General features: G+C 42.3%; 17 protein-coding genes. 9 read left to right on the plus strand and 8 right to left on the minus strand.

Annotation, left to right across the window (positions count from 1 at the left end; translation table 11 throughout):
• Positions 1 to 17 precede the first annotated feature (17 nt).
• The 5 genes from XBJ1_RS01810 to rtcR all read right to left on the minus strand — a co-directional run bounded on the left by XBJ1_RS01810 (position 18) and on the right by rtcR (position 7,353).
• Positions 18 to 1,520, minus strand: coding sequence for an anthranilate synthase component I family protein (locus XBJ1_RS01810; RefSeq protein WP_012987017.1), 1,503 nt, complete (start codon positions 1,518 to 1,520; stop codon positions 18 to 20).
• Entirely contained in the window at positions 1,507 to 3,117 is a 1,611-nt protein-coding gene (locus XBJ1_RS01815) for an AMP-binding protein (RefSeq protein ID WP_012987018.1), read from the minus strand. Before XBJ1_RS01815 ends, XBJ1_RS01810 begins: the two co-directional genes overlap by 14 nt.
• 22 nt (positions 3,118 to 3,139) lie before the next feature.
• A complete protein-coding gene (locus XBJ1_RS22130; RefSeq protein ID WP_080515989.1) occupies positions 3,140 to 4,324 on the minus strand; it encodes an iron-containing redox enzyme family protein in 1,185 nt (394 codons plus the stop codon).
• Between the two features lie 524 nt (positions 4,325 to 4,848).
• Positions 4,849 to 5,763 (minus strand): ribonuclease Z, encoded by a 915-nt coding sequence (rnz, locus tag XBJ1_RS01830; RefSeq protein ID WP_012987020.1) that lies wholly within the window; start codon positions 5,761 to 5,763, stop codon positions 4,849 to 4,851.
• Positions 5,764 to 5,775: 12 nt separating this feature from the next.
• Entirely contained in the window at positions 5,776 to 7,353 is a 1,578-nt protein-coding gene (gene rtcR / locus XBJ1_RS01835) for an RNA repair transcriptional activator RtcR (RefSeq protein ID WP_012987021.1), read from the minus strand.
• Positions 7,354 to 8,393: 1,040 nt separating this feature from the next.
• On the opposite strand from rtcR, the gene XBJ1_RS01840 reads away from it, so the two are divergent.
• The 6 genes from XBJ1_RS01840 to XBJ1_RS01865 all read left to right on the plus strand — a co-directional run bounded on the left by XBJ1_RS01840 (position 8,394) and on the right by XBJ1_RS01865 (position 13,570).
• Positions 8,394 to 9,479, plus strand: a complete 1,086-nt coding sequence (locus XBJ1_RS01840) for a slipin family protein (RefSeq protein ID WP_430515363.1) — start codon at positions 8,394 to 8,396, stop codon at positions 9,477 to 9,479.
• Positions 9,480 to 9,490: 11 nt separating this feature from the next.
• Complete coding sequence (locus tag XBJ1_RS01845; protein WP_038198290.1) at positions 9,491 to 10,717, plus strand: RtcB family protein; 1,227 nt, start codon at positions 9,491 to 9,493, stop codon at positions 10,715 to 10,717.
• 26 nt (positions 10,718 to 10,743) lie between these two features.
• Positions 10,744 to 11,541: a nucleotidyltransferase domain-containing protein gene (locus XBJ1_RS01850; protein WP_038198279.1), complete on the plus strand. Its 798-nt coding sequence runs from the start codon at positions 10,744 to 10,746 to the stop codon at positions 11,539 to 11,541.
• Between the two features lie 43 nt (positions 11,542 to 11,584).
• Entirely contained in the window at positions 11,585 to 12,130 is a 546-nt protein-coding gene (locus tag XBJ1_RS01855; protein ID WP_012987026.1) for an RNA 2'-phosphotransferase, read from the plus strand.
• A gap of 22 nt (positions 12,131 to 12,152) precedes the next feature.
• Positions 12,153 to 12,776: a LysE family translocator gene (locus XBJ1_RS01860; RefSeq protein WP_012987027.1), complete on the plus strand. Its 624-nt coding sequence runs from the start codon at positions 12,153 to 12,155 to the stop codon at positions 12,774 to 12,776.
• Between the two features lie 329 nt (positions 12,777 to 13,105).
• Positions 13,106 to 13,570, plus strand: a complete 465-nt coding sequence (locus XBJ1_RS01865) for a GNAT family N-acetyltransferase (protein WP_012987029.1) — start codon at positions 13,106 to 13,108, stop codon at positions 13,568 to 13,570.
• Between the two features lie 29 nt (positions 13,571 to 13,599).
• On the opposite strand, the gene XBJ1_RS21170 is transcribed toward XBJ1_RS01865, so the two are convergent.
• Positions 13,600 to 13,974 carry a hypothetical protein gene (locus XBJ1_RS21170; protein WP_143827615.1) on the minus strand — a complete coding sequence of 125 codons (375 nt, stop codon included), beginning with the start codon at positions 13,972 to 13,974 and terminating at the stop codon, positions 13,600 to 13,602.
• 47 nt (positions 13,975 to 14,021) lie between these two features.
• Between XBJ1_RS21170 and XBJ1_RS01875 the strand changes: the two genes are divergently transcribed.
• The gene (locus XBJ1_RS01875) at positions 14,022 to 14,291 is read left to right on the plus strand and encodes a type II toxin-antitoxin system Phd/YefM family antitoxin (protein ID WP_012987031.1); all 270 of its coding nucleotides are present in this window, start codon (positions 14,022 to 14,024) and stop codon (positions 14,289 to 14,291) included.
• A 963-nt stretch (positions 14,292 to 15,254) separates the two neighbouring features.
• Positions 15,255 to 16,328 (plus strand): PfkB family carbohydrate kinase, encoded by a 1,074-nt coding sequence (locus tag XBJ1_RS01880; protein ID WP_012987033.1) that lies wholly within the window; start codon positions 15,255 to 15,257, stop codon positions 16,326 to 16,328.
• Positions 16,329 to 16,369: 41 nt separating this feature from the next.
• Here the strand turns inward: XBJ1_RS01880 and argF are convergent, their stop codons facing one another.
• A complete protein-coding gene (argF, locus tag XBJ1_RS01885; protein ID WP_012987034.1) occupies positions 16,370 to 17,383 on the minus strand; it encodes an ornithine carbamoyltransferase in 1,014 nt (337 codons plus the stop codon).
• 233 nt (positions 17,384 to 17,616) lie between these two features.
• Between argF and rraB the strand changes: the two genes are divergently transcribed.
• On the plus strand, positions 17,617 to 18,048 hold the full coding sequence (rraB, locus tag XBJ1_RS01890) for a ribonuclease E inhibitor RraB (RefSeq protein WP_012987035.1): 432 nt from the start codon (positions 17,617 to 17,619) through the stop codon (positions 18,046 to 18,048).
• 79 nt (positions 18,049 to 18,127) lie between these two features.
• On the opposite strand, the gene XBJ1_RS01895 is transcribed toward rraB, so the two are convergent.
• Positions 18,128 to 18,631, minus strand: coding sequence for a GNAT family N-acetyltransferase (locus XBJ1_RS01895; RefSeq protein WP_012987036.1), 504 nt, complete (start codon positions 18,629 to 18,631; stop codon positions 18,128 to 18,130).
• Positions 18,632 to 18,676 lie beyond the last annotated feature (45 nt).

The raw sequence follows: 18,676 nt of genomic DNA on the forward strand, positions 1-18,676 counted from the left end.
TTATTTCCTATACCATTTCATAAAGAAAATTGCTCTGCTTGATATGCTGCATGCATCATCATACTATTTTTTTCGATCGTTTCTTGCCACTCACGTTCCGCTCTGGAAGCATCGATAATTCCAGCACCGGCCTGTACATACAGTTGTCCCTGATGAAGTAACCCTGTCCGGATGGTGATAGAGAGATTAATATCGCCGTTCCAAGTGATGTAACCTAAGCAACCACCATAAACGCCCCTGCCATAGGGTTCTAATTCATGAATGATCTCCAGAGCCCGGATCTTGGGTGCTCCACTGAGTGTTCCCGCCGGAAAAGTGCTGCTGATGACGTCTATTTCATCGATACCATCCATTTTTTCACCGGATACTTCCGACACTATGTGCATAACGTGAGAGAAATACTCAACACTTAACAGGTTATTGACCGTAACACTGCCTGTCTTAGCTACGCGTCCAATGTCATTGCGTGCCAGATCAACAAGCATAATGTGTTCGGCAATTTCTTTATTATCTGCAAGTAGCTCGGCTTTCAGTGCATCATCTTCTTGCTGGTTCATGCCACGATGCCGAGTTCCTGCCATCGGATGGCTGATCAATTTGTTTTGATGCAGGGAGACCATCATTTCAGGGGATGCGCCGACAATATGGCTATCTTCGACATTCATCAAATAACAGTACGGTGTGTTTGTCATACTGGTTAGTGCTTGATAAAGCTGTATGGCATTGGCTTTTAATGGTCGGGACATGGCTTGGGATAAAACAACCTGCATGGCATCACCTGCCTTGATGTACTCCTTGATCTTGTTGACGGCCATTTGAAAGTCATGCTGTGGAAAATGAGACTCCATGTCCTTGAACCAAGTCGTTCTATCAGTGGTAGTAGAAGGACTGAAGTTAGCCTGTTGTTGATAGGGGATCTTTTCCAGTTCACTGATAATCTGGTTTATTCTTAGATTTGCATCAGTAAAATTTTGAGATTTAGTTGGTTTTGCATGGACAATGACATAGATGAGATCATTTATATGATCTACAACGATCAATTCTTGACTGACTATTTGTAATATGTCCGGTAAATCAACTAATGTTTTTTTACGTGTATTGGCTTGGAGCTTAGGCTCGATGAGCCGTGTGGTTTCAAAGCCAAAATAACCAAACAACCCACCAGCATAATTGGGTAATTGATCAATTTTTGGTACACGATAGCTTGTCAGTATTTGCCGCAGAGCATCCAGTGGGGGAATATCTGTTATATGAGTCTGAGCATTATTTTCGTCAAATACTTTGATTGAATAATCTTTAATTTCGATCCGTTGATGACATGGAAGCCCAACAATAGAATAGGTTGCTCTATATTTATCTTCATATTTTTCAGATAACTCAAAAAGATAACTATAGCTTTTGTTAGCTAAGGTTTCGTAAATGCTAATAGGAGATATCTGTGTTTTTTTGATATTTTTCCATACTGGCACCAAATTATATCCTTCTTCACCATAAGCAAGAAATTCATTAAGATTGAGCATAATTAATTCTCCGAGGATGAGAAGACATATTTTGGTCAGTAATTTTTTGGCGTGCTATTTCGATCATCGACTTACGATCAATTTTACCGTTTCCATTCAGTGGGAATTGTTCTAAATTGAGATAAACATAGGGATGTTTATAACTTTCTACTTGGTGGCTGATAAAATTGGCTATCTGTTGGCTGATTGCTTCAAATTCACTGGAAGAAGTTTTCAGACATAAAACAGGTCTGCATTCTTGGATACTATCCATCCAAGGGATCATAAATGCATCACCAATTTCTGGAAAAGCGGAATGGACGAGTTTTTCTATTTCTACCGGCACCAACCAGCGTCCTAATACCTTGAACTGTTCATCTTCACGGCCGTGATAATAAAGGAATCCTTCGTCGTCTTGCGAAAATAGATCTCCAGTGCGATACCAACCGTTGGAAAACTTGATCTTTGTATCTTGATGGTTATTCCAATATCCCAGAGCTAAGGATTCTGAACTCAGCATAAGCACGCCAGTTTCCCCAGCCGGAACGGTTTTTCCATCTTTATCAACAATCTTTCCTGTACACCCGGCAATAAATTTTCCAATGCTTCCTGATCGGGATGGATGACCATAAGTTGTCGCAAAAGCATGGCATGTTTCAGTCGCGCCAAATGCATCATGTATCACTATATTGAGCCGCTGAAACCAGGATTCTTTTAGAGGTGCAGGTAACATTGAGCCAGAAGAAACGACCAGACGAAGATGGCAATTTTGTTTAAATTCATCATCTTCAAGTAATAAACGAAATATCATCGGCCCCGCCAACAGAACAGTTGGTTGAAATTGTTTAATATTATCCGTAACCCTTGTTATTGAAGGCCAAAGGCTATCTATAATTGCAGTGGCGCCGATAAATAGCGGGAAAAATAGGGTATTTCCCATACCATAACCAAAAAATGTTTTTGGTGTTGAATAGATAATGTCTGTTGTAGTTAAACCTAATTGATGTTTAGAAAAATGTTCACAGGAAGACAAAATTGATGTAACGCTGTGAATCACTCCCTTGGGTTTTCCAGTCGATCCTGAGGTATATTGAATGAAAGCAGGCTCAAAATGGGTTTTTTCCAAAAAATCATGCCATTTATCATTGGTGTTTTCAGGCATCCAATCACAGAATGCCGAAAGATCGGCACTCCTTTTAATACGGATAGTATTTTCTTTCGCTTCAGCTGCAATAGATATTTGATTATCCTCATCGAGGAAAATAAAAGGGGTATCAAATTCCCCCAGTATGTAATCAAGAGTATTAGCCGGTAATTTCGGGTTAATAACGACCGGTAACGCTCCAATTGCTAAACTGGCAAAAAAAATAATAGCTAATTCCCGGCTGTCATTGAGGCAGAGGATGACTGCTGTATTTTTTTCTATTTTTTTTAACGACATAGCAGAAGCACTTTTTTGGACAAAAAATGCAAGCTGGGAATAACTCAATGAGCCGTCTGGCCCGATAAAACAGTCTTTATCAAGAGACGAGTTTTCCATGACAAATCGTTGCGCTAAATTTATTGATTTAGTTGTGCTAGCAATAGCTTCAAATGTAGAAAATGTGGCTAATGACATAATAAATCACCTTCTTTATTAATTATTCTAATTCTTCACGAAGTGCGATGTTACCAATATTTTGTAATAAAGGAGCATTTTCACAAGCAATATAAAGGCATTGATTCTGATTCACACTGCTATGTTTATGTTCTACCCAGGATGGGATATAAATGGCATCTCCTGCTGACCAAGCAACATCATTATTTCCTATTTTTGATACGCCATCCCCTTCAATGATATAGATGACAGTTTCATAATTATGTCGGTGCAGATTCGTCGATTGTCCGGGTTCAAGATGACCTAATGTCATACTGATTGTTTTAGTGGGCAAATTGACGATATTGACTTTATGTTTTCTTTCTTCTGAAAATTTATTTTCACCATGACTATGACTGTTAATGACGTTTTTATGAATTAGTTTCTCAGGAATAGAAGGTGTTGATTTGTGGTTGACACGCCAAAAATCAGAAGAATTAAAGGAAAGATCATTTTTTTGATTATTTAAGTCGGCCTTTTCTACATTGTTCTTACGAACAATTTCACTTTCCCAGACACTATCCAGCATTTTGACGCGTTTTCTTATCATTTCACTGCCAATATTGATGGCTTTGAGGCGTAATGATTCGTCCTGCCTAGTGAGTCTATCTATGATCTCAAACATTTTAATAGCATGATCTTCATCTTCTTCAATATGGAGTGTGAAGAATTCTGTTGCATCCTTATTGTAATTCAATGTCATTAAACGATTTAATACGGGCTTATAAATTAAGGGAACGATAGCTTCTGCGCCAAGGCACATGGCTGACAGCCCCTCTAACGGATCATCTGAAAGACAGAAAGAAAACATAGCGTCAACCATAGCGGTTGTATTTTCAAAAGGTTTTTGACTATTGATATCAGCACCGACAGTCTTCAATGTTCTCTGAAAAAGCTCAGCATGAGTGATTTTGTTTTCATCCTCTAATCCCATTTCTTCCAGTAAATTGTGAAGAAGATCTTTTATATCTTCAAATACGTCTAATTTACTTATAAGCGCGATTAAATAACGTGTAAAATGACGAGAATAGTAGCAATGTTGAATTAGGAATGTTTTTAACATTTCTTCACTAGCTGTACTATCATTAAATGACTGGAGTACAGGGTGATCTGTCAGCTTTTTTAATTCTTTTTCATCAAGCCAGTCAGACCAGATATTATCTGTGTTTTCTGTAAAAATATTATACATACTTTCTTTAATATCTGTTTTTATGATTGAATTCATTATTGACTCTCTGGTTTTTTAATTAAAAATTGCGATGAAATAAGAAATTTGGATTTATTTTCCAAGTTTTTATCATCGTTATTTTGGTTGTTAGTTAATTTATTTAATGTTAATTTTTATTTATAATTTCCTTCAGTATATATATTATTTACCTACCAATAGGCGACACTAGCTAAATGCTAGCTTTGATGCTTGCATATTAAGTGGAGGTGTCATTGCGAGCATTATATTGGTTAAAAAAATGTTAATATGTCACCTAAAAATGGTGACAAAAAATAAAATGATAAAAAATGGTTTTATTATTTCATAAATTATGAATTTATTAAAATTAAGTGTTTATAAAACAATAAGTTAATGAAATATATTAAAATATGAAACTACTATTTTAAATATTATTCGTAGACTGGATCTAAGGAAAGCTTTGTATCGTTGTCGGGTAAACACATTTGATCTTGATAAGAGTATCAAATGTGCAAATTGATGCTTTATTAAACTATAAATATCGCAAAGTCTTCTGCCAAATCGGTATTGGGGAATATTTCCCGACATTCCGCTAATAATCGCGGGCAATCTTCTATACCATAACGTCCGCTGATATGTGTTGCGATAAAGTGTTTTGCTTTGGCATCGCGCGCCAGTGTCGCTGCTTGCTTTGTGGTGGAATGCCCATTGTTATTGGCCTTTTCGGCAAGTGCATCTTCCAGCGTAATTTCATGCACCATCACATCAACATTGGCCGCCAGCTTCAGTGCTTCGGGCGTTGGTGTCGTATCGCCGAAAATGGCCAGCGACTTACCGGAAATCGGTGCACCCAGATAATCTTTGCCACACACCGTACGGCCATCTTCTAATGTCACTGTACCTCCTTGTTTTAAGGTCTGCATCCACGAGCCACGGGGAATATTATCCTGATTAAGTCTCTGGGTATTTAGACCCCCGGGTTTGTCATGTTCTTCAATGCGATAGCCATAGCATTCCACGCGATGGTTAAGGGCGTAAGCCGTGACTTTCAACTCGCCATCATCAAACAGCAGTCCGGATTGCACTTCGACAATATCCAGTGGATAAGTGAGGAAGGAGCCGCTCAACTGCAATGTGGTTTCTACAAACTGCCGTATTCCCTTTGGCCCGTATAGCGTCACGGGATCGGTGGAGCCGCCCATCGAACGGCTGCACAGTAACCCCGGTAGGCCAAAGATATGATCGCCATGTAGATGGGTGATAAAAATCTTCTCCAGTTTCGGGATCTTGATAGAGGAGTTGAGGATCTGGTGCTGTGTTCCCTCACCACAATCAAACATCCACAGCGCATTGCGGATACCCCGTAAATCCAGAACCAGACTGGTGACATTGCGCTCTTTCGTAGGAACCCCCGCGCTGGTGCCTAAAAATTTCAGTTCCATTTTATTTATCTCCTAATCATTTTGAATGCTATCCCAGCCCAGACCGAATCGGGCAAGGTACTTGCGTAACCTATCGGCATCATTGGGCTGCTTCTTTTGTTGGCGGGAAACGGCGAACAGCTTGCGGCCCGCTTCGGATAAACTGGCAGACTCACGGCAGATTTTAATGACCGTTTCCAACTGTTGGCGGTCAAACAGATCAACTTCCGGCAAATGATTCGGCAGCAGGGAAGAAAGCCCATTATCCTGCCAATTCTGTTTGAGCCGCGTAATTTCCTCTTCAACCAAATGCTGATTGATGCGTCCGTTTTCGGCGAATGTTGCCATACGTGTGACGGATGCGCCTAACTCACGGAAGTTGCCCCGCCATTGCGCCTGTTCTGAACAGGCAAAATGCAGGTAAATCAGTCGCGCTTCCTTATCGAAGCGAACCTGTGTCTGCTGCATCTGTGCATATCGGGCAAGTTCATACTCAATGTTCGGCTCAATATCTTCACGACGCTGCGCCAGACCGGGGAGTTGGTAAGTCCACATATTGATACGGGCGTACAGATCTTCACGGAATTTCCCTTGTACCACCCAAGTGTGCAGATCGCGGTGAGTACCGGCAATTAACTGAAAATTACTGTGAACTTCTTTATCAGAACCATAAGGCAGGAAGCTTTTCTCTTCAATAGCCTTTAGCAGCATAGCCTGCTCATCCAACCCCAGTTCTGCCACTTCGTCAAGAAACAAAATGCCGCCATCGGCTTCACGCAGTAGCCCTGTACGCGGCTGAATGGCACCCGTAAACGCTCCTTTAACATGACCAAATAGTGTGGACATTGCATTATCACCGCGCAGGGTCGCGCAGTTTACTTCCACAAAACGGCCTTGAATCAAATGGCGGGATTGCCGCAACTGATAGATCCGGCGAGCCAGAAAAGACTTACCTGCACCTGTTGGCCCCGTCAGCAAAATTGGGGCGGAAGAACGCAAGGCGACACGTTCAACTTGGTCGATCAAGCGGTTAAAATTAGCATTGCGCGTGGCGATACCCGATTTCAGAAATGCGACCTGTTCCTGCTGTTCATGCAAAAAACGGCTGGTCAGGGTGGTATAGCGGCTGAGATTCAAATCGATAATGGTGTAGTTGCCTTCAGGATGGCTCTCACGATCGCCATTTCTAGGGGAAGTCTGGAGCAACTGGGCGGGCAGGTAACGGGCTTCGGTCAGCAAAAACCAGCAAATTTGGGCGACGTGTGTGCCTGTTGTGATATGTACCAGATATTCTTCATTTTCAGTATCAAAAGGATAACGCACGGCAAAATCAAGCTGAGCGGTATAGACTTCTTCAAAATCCCACGCGTCTTCAATTTTGAGCTCTTGCAAAACCACTTTCGTTTTTGGCGAAGTCTCTGCGATATCCTCCTTCACTCTTTGTGCTAAACCATAATCATTGGTTTGGTAGAGTAGTTCCAGCCTGTCAATCGGCAACTCCGCTTGCTGGCACATACCAATCGTAGGGCGCCATTTTGTCCAGCGATTGGCCTTTTTGCCCCGTCTATCCAACTTCGTACCCAAAATCCCAATGACAACTCTGCGTTTCATGCTCTCCCCTGTGATGCAATTATCTAATTTTATAAACAACGATATGAAAAGATAAAAAAAATCGACTGTAAAAACAATCACTAAAACAGATTCAAATAAAAATAATTAATTTTCAAATAGATATAAATATTTCTGTTTTTTTTCAAAGTTGGCATGCAATTGGCAATAACTCGTATGTCCGCACACTGAAATAGCATGGGGTTAAACCCAGCCGGTACATGGGTGATGGCATGAGGTCATTGCGCCACATGTATTCCGTCAGTAGAAAGACATTTCGTGAACAACATAGGGTTACGTTGGGTTCGAGTCCCAGGTTCACTCCATATAAGGGATATGGTCTTTTACTTTCCCGGTAAAACACAAAATAAAACGTAGAAGTAAAACCCTGTGGCTGCCCGTCGAGAGCCACCATTCTGAAGACCCGGCTGATGTCGCTGAGCCAAGGGCAGGATACTGAGCTACCGCTGTTTGAGTACCGATGTGTTCCCCCCTTGGTTTCGCCCTGATGTTCGGTTTTCCGAGTGAAGGGAATATAAAAAAGGAAAATAACAATGATGAAAAAAATCAAATTATTGCAGGGACAAATTGGCTTACTGGCAAAAGAGGGTGAATACCAACAGATTTTAACGGCGGGTAAATATCGTTTCATCGATTGGTTTAACAAGCTGAGACTGACGGTATTTGAACTTAATAGCAACGAAATTGAAGCAAAACTGGCAGAACACTTGCGCCAGTACCATACGGATTGGGTTGCTCAGCATTGTGATGATATTCAGCTTACTGAAGATGAGATCGGGCTGCTGTATGAACATGATTTACTGACCGAAATCCTGCCACCAGCGACGCGTCGTTTATATTGGAAAAACGGTGATCAGCGCCGGATTGAAGTATGCCCAACCACGGAACAAGAGGTTTCCTCACAGTTGGTTTCTCTATTACAGCCTTCAAAGATACGTAAACGCAATGTGAAGGGATTGGAAAGTGTGCTGATTACTCAAATTCCGGCATGGCATATCGGAGTTTTGAAAAGCGATGGCATCGTGCAGCAGTTGTTGCAGCCAGGCCTAAAAGGTTATTGGCGCTTTGGTCACGATATTTCTGTAGAGCTTGTCGATACTCGTTCATGGCCACAAGTTGAAGAAAGTTTGGCGGAGTATTTTCGCCATCAGCATATTGATTGGGTAGAACAGTATTGTGATGAAATCCAGATTGCTGATGATGAGATGGGGCTGCTGTATGAACACGACGTATTGGTGGAAATTCTATCCCCCGCGACCCGCTACTTATATTGGAAGAACGGTAATCCACGTTGCGTTGAGGTACTTAAGGCCTCGGAACTGGAGGTTTCCTCCGAGCTAGCTTCTGTGCTGGTGTCTTCTATGGTGCGTAAACATAGCGTGAAAGGCATAGATAGCGTATTGATTGCTCAAGTTCCAGCGTGGCATGTCGGCATTTTGAAAGTTGATGGCGTGGCGCAGAAGTTATTGCAGCCCGGCCAGGCGGGTTATTGGCAAGTTGGTCATGATGTGACGGTTGAAATTGTCGATACCCGATTACAGGCATTGGAGGTGGGTGGGCAGGAAATTTTGACCCGGGACAAAGTGAACTTGCGCATTAATTTATCTGCTAACTGGCGTTATCACGACGTGCTGATGGCTTACGAGCAATTGAGCGAGCCAGTGGCATATCTGTACCGCGAACTGCAATTTGCTTTGCGTGAAATGGTGGGAACCCGTTCATTGGATGAATTGCTGGAAGATAAACAGGCGATTGATGAACTGATAAATGAAAAAGTCCAGCGGATAACAGCGGGTTTTGGTTTAGAAGTGGTCTCTCTCGGTGTAAAAGACATTATTTTACCCGGCGAGATGAAGACTATTCTGTCGCGGGTAGTAGAAGCAGAGAAAGCAGCACAGGCCAATGTGATCCGCCGTCGTGAAGAAACTGCGGCGACCCGTTCACTGTTGAATACCGCGAAAGTGATGGAAAACAACCCGATTGCTCTGCGTTTGAAAGAGCTGGAAACACTGGAAAGCATCGCTGAACGAATCAATCAAATTTCGGTATATGGCGGTTTAGATCAAGTTCTGAATGGACTGGTACAAATTAAAGGAGAACAAAAATGACAACGATTGAAATGAAAACCAACGCTTACAATTTATTGACGCAAGAAAATGGTGCTCAAATAAAAATGTGGACTAACGGAGTCCCTGTTGATCCGAAAGCCATTACCCAATTACAGAACACGGCCAAGATGCCTTTTGTATTCAAACATCTGGCGGTAATGCCGGATGTTCATGTCGGTAAAGGATCGACCATTGGTAGCGTGATCCCAACACGTGGAGCCATCATACCCGCAGCGGTTGGTGTGGATATCGGTTGTGGAATGATTGCAGTGCGTACTTCCCTGGTGGCATCAGATTTGCCGGATAGTTTGCTGAATATCCGCCATGCCATCGAAGCGGCTGTACCACATGGACGTACTGTGAATCGTGGTGGTCGTGATAAGGGTTCTTGGCATCGCGCGCCGGAACTTGTGGATCAGCATTGGGCGACGTTGGCGGATGGTTTCAAATGTATTACCGATAAATACCCAAAATTACTGAACACCAATAACCATCAGCATTTGGGAACACTGGGAACCGGTAACCATTTCATCGAATTGTGCCTTGATGAAGCAGATCGTGTCTGGGTGATGCTGCATAGCGGTTCCCGTGGGGTGGGTAACGCCATCGGTAACTTGTTTATCTCATTGGCGCAGAAAGATATGCAGCAGCATATTGCGAACCTGCCAGACCGTGATTTGGCTTATTTCGAAGAAGGTAGTCGTTATTTTGATGATTACATGGAAGCGGTTGGTTGGGCACAGGATTACGCTCGCCAGAACAGGGAAGTGATGATGCACCACGTGCTTGAAGCTTTGTCACGCGAGATCCCAAAACCGTTTACGACACAGGAGGAAGCCGTGAACTGCCATCATAACTACGTTCAGCGTGAACAGCATTACGGTGAGGAGGTTTTGGTAACACGTAAAGGTGCGGTATCTGCCCGTAAAGGCCAGATGGGGATCATTCCGGGTTCAATGGGCGCGAAAAGCTATATCGTCCGTGGCCTTGGAAACGAAGAAAGTTTCTGTTCATGCAGCCACGGAGCGGGGCGTGTAATGAGCCGTACTGAGGCGAAAAAACGTTTCACCGTAAGCGATCAAAAGCGCGCAACTGCGCATGTAGAATGCCGTAAAGACAGCGATGTGATTGATGAGATCCCAATGGCGTACAAAGATATTGATGCTGTGATGGAAGCTCAGTCATCGCTGGTGGAAATTGTGCATACCCTGCGTCAGGTAGTTTGCGTAAAAGGATAAAAATAGTCATAGGAAAAATGGAAGTAATGGAAAAGAAAACAACAGCAGTTAGCTCTGTCATGCGTACCCGTATCAAACAGGAATTGGCTGGCATAGAGAAAAGGTATGGCGTGCAGATACTGTACGCCTGTGAATCCGGCAGTCGTGGGTGGGGCTTTGCCTCACCCGACAGTGATTACGATGTGCGGTTTATTTATGTCCATCCCGTGGATTGGTATCTCATTGTAGAAGCAGGGCGGGATGTGATCGAACTGCCGATCAGCGATGAGCTGGATATCTGCGGGTGGGAACTGCGTAAGACACTAAAGTTACTGAAACAGGCGAATCCAACTTTAATGGAATGGTTAGATTCGCCAATTATTTATCAGGCAGATCCGGCCGCTACCAATGGATTAAAAACGATGGTGCCGCATTTCTTTTCGGGTATCAAAGCGCGCTACCACTATCTTTCGATGGCAAAGAAAAACTTTCGAGGTTATCTGCAAGGTGAAGAAGTTCGGCTAAAAAAATACTTTTACGTATTGCGCCCATTACTTGCTGTTCGCTGGATTGAGATGGGGAAGGGCGTACCGCCGATTGATTTTGAAACGCTGGTGGCAGGTACAGTCGATGATCCTCAATTGAAAGCGGAAATTAGTGATCTATTGCGGAGTAAAAGATTAGCGAATGAGTCAGAATATGGCCTGCGTAAGCTGAGGGTTCACGCCTTTATTGAATCAGAACTTGATGAAACATTGTCTCGTTGCGAACTCAAGGATAAGCGTGAACGCAGCTATGCACTACTGGATGATTATTTAAGGCGTTGGGTGATGAAGCGAGTATAAAGAGACACCTTCAAACAAGAGAATTCATATTAATAGGTAAAAAATGGCTCAAGTCGATACCAAAATAAGCAAATTTTTAAGCTATGTGTTACGCCATCAACCTGAATCTATTGGCCTAACGCTGGATAATGAAGGGTGGGCAGATATCGGTGAGCTGATTAAATGTGCGGAGAAACATGGTAAGCACTTGAATTATGCGCTGATCGCAACGATCGTCGAAACCAATGATAAAAAGCGATTTGCCATTTCTGACGATCAAAAACGAATCAGAGCGGTACAGGGGCATTCAAACCAAAAGGTCAATATTAGTTACCAAGCGCAAGTCCCGCCGACGGTTTTGTATCACGGTACAGCCATCCGTTTTCTGGATTCGATTTTCCAGCAGGGATTGGTGGCAGGCTCGCGCCATTACGTGCATTTATCGGCAGATGAAGCCACAGCCATTAAAGTCGGGCAGCGTCATGGCAAGCCGGATATCCTAAAAATTAACGCCCAGTTAATGCATGAACAGGGCTTTAAATTCCATCAGGCAGATAATGGCGTTTGGTTGACAAAATCGGTGCCGGTCAAATATATAAGCTTCAATTAAATTCTTATTTTCGGAGATTACCATGTTGGTTACTGATGCTCTGCTGGCATTCATCGTTGCCGCTACATTACTCACATCAACTCCGGGTTTGGACACGGCTCTGGTTTTAAGGACAGCGGCCGTTGAGGGCGGCAAAAAAGCCCTGCACGCTGCTTTAGGTATTAATGCAGGATGTTTTATTTGGGGCGCGATGGTGGCATTTGGCCTTGGCACATTAATTGCCGTCTCCGAACAGGCATTTAATATTCTGAAATGGTGTGGTGCGCTTTACTTATGTTGGCTGGGTATTCAGATGATTGTGCGTCCCAGCCAGAGCCTTGCAGGAGAAACCGCTTCCTCCCCTGTTAAAACGCAGAACTGGTTTATCAGAGGTATGCTGGGCAATGTGCTCAACCCCAAAATAGGCGTATTTTACGTCTCCTTCCTGCCCCAGTTTATTCCTCAAGGACATTCACCCGTATTATGGATATTTGGCTTAGTGAGCATTCACATATTACTCGGCACGATATGGTCATTATTGCTGATATATGCCACCCGCCCGCTTTCCCATCTATTACGTCGTGAAAATGTTATTAAATGGATGAACCGTGCGACAGGGGGATTATTTCTGTTTTTTGCGTTTAAGTTGGTGTTGAGCCGGAGATAACATCTGAAATCTCAATTGACGTATATTTTTTGTTTCTATGGGTGGCATTCATCGTTGCCGCTCCAGCAGTTCGGGAATCTCTACAGGCAGAACAGGTGCTGAAACTCCAATTACAGGCAGAGGCATTAGCCCGACCGGAGCCTGTATAAATACGGAAGAGATCAGACCCTGACTATGGGTCAAGTATGTAGGGTTTAACCTAACTTATTCAGTAATGTCAGGTAATAGACTTTGGGTTTTCAAGGATGAAACACCCCATAAATTAACGTCTTGTAAACGCTTTTTTTAATGATATTTCAGAAAAATTATTTTTTATCTAGGGAGTTAAAATGATTGAATTAAGAGAAATGACAACTGCTGAGTTTGAATTATTCCGCTTACTTTTTATAAATGAGTATGCATTAGACTTAGCTTCAACACGAGGTTATCCGGCAGACGTATCACTTAAAAAAGCCTCTCAGTTGATTGATGTAACCCAATCCCAAGCAACAGAGAAAGTGATAAACAAATTCTGGTGTATTGTGAAATCAGATCATGAGCTGCCAGTGATTGGTTATCTATGGATAGAACTTAAAGAGAAAGCTGCGTGGGTTTGTGATTTTAGCTTATTACCCGAGTGGCGTCATAAGGGATTAGGTAAGGCAACTCTGGATAAAATGAAAAGTAATCTCATATCTATGGGTATCACAGAGGTAGGGTTGAGAGTCGCTCCCAATAATCCAGTTGCTAAAGCACTATACGAAAAAAGTGGTTTTCATATCACTGGGTTTAATATGTCTAAAACTCTAAGTTAAAGCCGCCTACTCAGGCGGCTTTAACTTTTTTAAGCACGGCCGCCCTGAATTACACTCAGGCCATTGGTAAGAGTTTCTTTATGATTATTTACCATACCTTTCCAGCCGAACTGAGGGTTTAAACGGTAACTGTGATTACGCCCGATTTTGGGTCCTTGCAATATCACATCAAGTTCGATGAGCGCCTTTACTGCTCCGTTGCTCCTGAAACTCCCACCTCCCAAAATCGGGTCAGATATTTGTTCCACAACTCCAGCAATCGAGTGCAAGCCGACTCCTGACATTTCGTGCAATCGTGTTCTGAAAATGACACTCAATATCTGGTCGAGTAGCCTGTGGGTGAGATCCTCTCGGGCTACTCGACCAGTTAGTTGGCTATTTTGCGTACTGGTTGCTCTATACACTTTTAGCTATAATAGCTATTTGAGCCATTTTAGACGGTAGGTGATGTATGGAAATTATTCCCGCACAACTGGCTAAGAACCAGTTTGGTGATCTGCTTATGAAAGTTCAGCGTGTGGCCGTGGTTATCTCTCCTGAAGAGTATGATCAGTTCACACAGCTCAAGTTACAGAATTTAAAAGCCGTTCTGGCTGAATCTATTGCACAAGCTGATCGTGGCGAATTGCATAGTATTGATGATGTATTTGCCCCGTTCACGGTTGAGTTTCCCCGTAGAGAACCACATTATTTACTACCGGGAAGTTTCGACTGGTATTGAAGTGTTGGCGGTGTTGCATCAGACGCAAGATCCACATAACCATCTATAATGGAGAGCATAAAACGTTGGGCATTTTATTTTTTATAATTTAAAGATTGATAATTTTATTTTATAGAAAATAGTTATTTAAAAAATAATGTTCTAAAAAGAATGTAGCGCAGTGACCAGATCTATTTAAAAATGTAATTTAACATTTTGTTAAAGATTATTTTTAAACAAAATTTAAATAGATAAAAACTATCATCCTCAATATGTTTATTGAGAAATTTAGTCAAACTAATTTTTTCCATGTCAAAAGGATGTGTTGAAACTTCTCTATAATAATTTTTTGTCTTTTTCAATAAGGGTTGTTTATTGAGTCTAATTCATTTTCTGAACCTTTAAAAGCGTTGCTGGTAGGGCTAGAAGCCTTTACCAAAGCATCATTATCGCAATACAGAGGGAGAACATCAGCGCTGGTTACAAGCAACACGTAAAAAATCCACCATTATTTCACCCTGTAGTACGTACGCATCCTGTGGCAGTAAAATGTGTACAGTTTTTGCTGAACAGAACAGTTTTTCTTGCTTTTCCAATAAATGTCACGAAGACGGACTTTTGCCGCAATTCAAAAAAATACCTCATTTCTGGTGTAAAAAACACTCATTTATTCGATAAAAAATTAATTCCAATGAAAAATAAACATTTGTTTGGTAATACATTTAGCTACCATAACATATTGTTATTAATGTAATAATTTTAGAATAAAATCTAATAACCTAGATGGATTTTTTTATCATGCTGATTTTTGTTAATTTTACAGAATAATACTTGTGATGAAAATCACGATTTATACCACAAAATACATCTTATAAAAATTACGATCACTTCCGCATAATAAGAACGAAATATAAAAATAATCTTTACTGTTCGTCAGAAATGAAATAAAAACATTAACACTAAAAAAATAATCAGGGGCATGATATGCCAAGCAGGGAAAACCAGATATTACGACTTATCAAGCAAGATCCTTTTATTCAGCAACAAGAAATTGCTGATATTCTTGGGGTTAGTCGTTCATGTGTAGCAGGACACATTATGAATATGAACAAAAAAGGTCATATAAAAGGCAAAGGATATATTTTTCCTAGCCCTAATAATGCTTATGCTGTCACAATTGGCGCAGCCAATATGGATTTCACCAGTTATGCCTCTGAAAAGTTAGTGTATGAAGATTCCAACCCAGGGAAAATAATATCGACGCCGGGAGGTGTCGGAAGAAACATTGCACAAAATATTGCTGCACTGAAAAGTGAAAGCCATTTCATTTCTGTTGTTGGTAATGATTATAATGGCAAGGTATTATTCGAACAAACGAAACTAGCTGGTGTTAATATTAGATATTTCCATAAATTAGATGAAGAAAAAACATCGATCTGTAATTCCATCATTGATGAAAATGGCAAATGCATAGTCTCTGTTAATGACATGGACATTATGGAAAAGCTCACGCCCACATTATTATCTCAGTCCGAAGAGTTAATCCGACGTGCTAGTGTATTAGTCATTGACTGTAATCTGACAGAAGGAGCATTGGAATGGCTATTTAATCATGCTGGAAATGTGCCGATTTTTATTGATACCGTTTCCACATTTAAGGCGACTAAGATCCGCCATTGGCTATCTTATATCCACACCCTGAAACCCAATCGATCTGAAGCTGAAATTCTCAGTGGAATAGAAATTGAGACCCAAAAAGATGCCGCTATCGCCGCATCCTGGTTCCATCAACAAGGTGTTCAACGTTTAATTTTAAGTATGGGTGCGGAAGGTGTGTACTACAGTGAACTAGATAATAAATCAGGCTATTCACGTGCGATTACCACCAGTGTGCTCAATGCCAGTGGAGCTGGTGATGCGATGATGGCAGGTCTTGCCCACTGTTGGTTACAGAGTATGTCTCTGGAAGACAGCATTCGTTACGCACAACGATGTTCTGCACTCACGCTGTCTTCAGAGGATACTTGGATACTACCCAATAAGTCGTCTATACCTTGAAAAACAAAAAGCGGTGCTTATTCGCACCGCATTAACACCCATCAAAAACTAAGTTCTTTCGCTAGCGTTGCTACCATCACTGCCTTAATCGTGTGCATACGGTTTTCTGCCTGATCAAACACAATACTGTGTTTTGATTCAAAGACTTCACTAGTGACTTCCAGCCCACCATACAGATTGAACTCCTCAGCCAGTTGCTTGCCAAGCGTTGTTTCTTCATCGTGGAACGCAGGAAGGCAGTGGAGGAACTTCACCTCCGGGTTCTCCGTCAGTTGAATGACATCCATATTCACTTGATAGGGCTTTAGCAGCGCAATGCGCTCTTGCCAGACTGTTTTGGGTTCTCCCATCGAAACCCAAACATCAGTGTAAAGAAAATCGGCATCTTTAACGCCGGTCGCAATGTCTTCTGTCAGGGCGATCCTGCCGCCGGTTTTTTCTGCCAGAGTTTGGCATTCGGCAATCAATGCTGCATCCGGCCAGCACGTTTTGGGAGCGACCAGACGCAGCTCCATACCGGTTAATGCAGCGGCTTCCAGCATTGTATTGCCCATGTTATTGCGGGCATCGCCCAAATAGGCAAGTTTGATTTCAGTCAGTGGCTTCTGGCTATGTTCTTGCATCGTCAGTAAATCGGCTAACAGTTGAGTCGGGTGGAATTCATTCGTTAAACCATTCCAGACCGGAACGCCGGCGTATTTCGCCAGCGTTTCGACAACTTCCTGACCATATCCACGGTACTGAATGCCGTCATACAGACGCCCAAGTACCCGTGCGGTGTCCTTGATGGATTCTTTATGTCCAATCTGGCTGCCATTTGAGCTTAAATAGGTGACGCTGGCACCTTGATCATGAGCAGCGACTTCAAAGGCACAGCGTGTACGGGTGGAGTCTTTCTCAAAAATCAGCGCGATATTTTTACCTGACAGTAAAGGCGACTCTTTACCTGATTTTTTATTCGATTTTAATTCACTCGATAGTGTCAGAAATACATTAATTTCTGAAGGAGTATAGTCATGTAATCTTAGTAAATTGCGTCGATAAAATGGATTCATGCTGTATTTTCTCCATTAGAGTGATATTGAATTTATATTCAATATATATCGATAAAAAATTCAATTACAACCCCTGTGATGTGTATTTGTCATTTCAATGAAATTAAAACAATTTGTCATGCCATAGTTCACGGTCTGTATTTCCTTTTTGACGAAATTGGATAGCTATATCCTTCGCAGGAAAAAGATGGGAGAATGCGCAACAGGACAGCCAAATGACGGAGGGGATTGGCATGGCAGACCCACATGCTTTAGAAGAACAGCGCGAAGAAACTCGCTTGATCATTGAAGAATTATTGGAAGATGGCAGCGATCCTGATGCGCTTTATATTATTGAGCACCATTTTTCGGCGGAAAACTTCGATCTTTTGGAAAAAGCCGCCGTTGAAGCATTCAAACTCGGTTATGAAGTGACGGATGCGGAAGAGCTGGAAACTGAAGATCGTGTTGTGCTGATGTGCTGTGACATCATCAGTGAAAGCCGTCTGGATGCTGAACTGATTAATACTCAGGTTGAGCAGCTCATGAATCTGGTTGAAAAGCTCGGTGTGAATTACGATGGTTGGGGGACGTATTTTGAAGATCCCAATGCGCCCGATGATGAAGACGAAGACGAAGACGAAGCTGAAGATTTCCCTGAGCAAGACGAACGCAAACTTCACTAAGTTTTTCTGACGAGATTGTCGAAATAAATGCCCCACTTGGTCTGTGGGGCTGACTGATTAGTGACCACCTTTGTAAGCGTTATAGCACTTTGATCATCCTGATCTCACAGTCACAGTGGCCGGTATTGCCGAGTGGCTCACCAAGATGGCTGAATCCCAGTTTTTCATACAGTTTAATGGCCGTTTGCAGGATCTCAGTCGTTTCCAAATAACAACGTTTAAAACCCTGTTCTATACCGAATTCCAGCGACTGTTTCACGATTTGTCTGGCAATACCTTTTCCCCGCAGTACTGATGAGAGATACATCTTCTGTAACTCACAGGTATCATCATCACCGCCAGCCAGTGGAGCAACGCCTCCGCCGCCAACGACTTCCCCATCCATTTCGATGACCCAGTAAGCGCTGCGTGGCTGGTTGTATACTTCGTACAATGTATCCAGAATCGGATCTGCGACGGCAAAACCTCGGTCTGCGGTCAGGCCATGTTCGGCGGATACTTGACGGATAACGGCAGCAATGCCGGTATTATCTTGTGGAGTAATGGGGCGAATGACGTAGTTTTGTGTTGTTGTTGCAGTCATTATTTCCTCTTTATATTTTTTATTTTGACTTAAAATTCTCCCGAA

This window comes from Xenorhabdus bovienii SS-2004 (assembly GCF_000027225.1).
GTDB lineage: Bacteria > Pseudomonadota > Gammaproteobacteria > Enterobacterales > Enterobacteriaceae > Xenorhabdus > Xenorhabdus bovienii_C.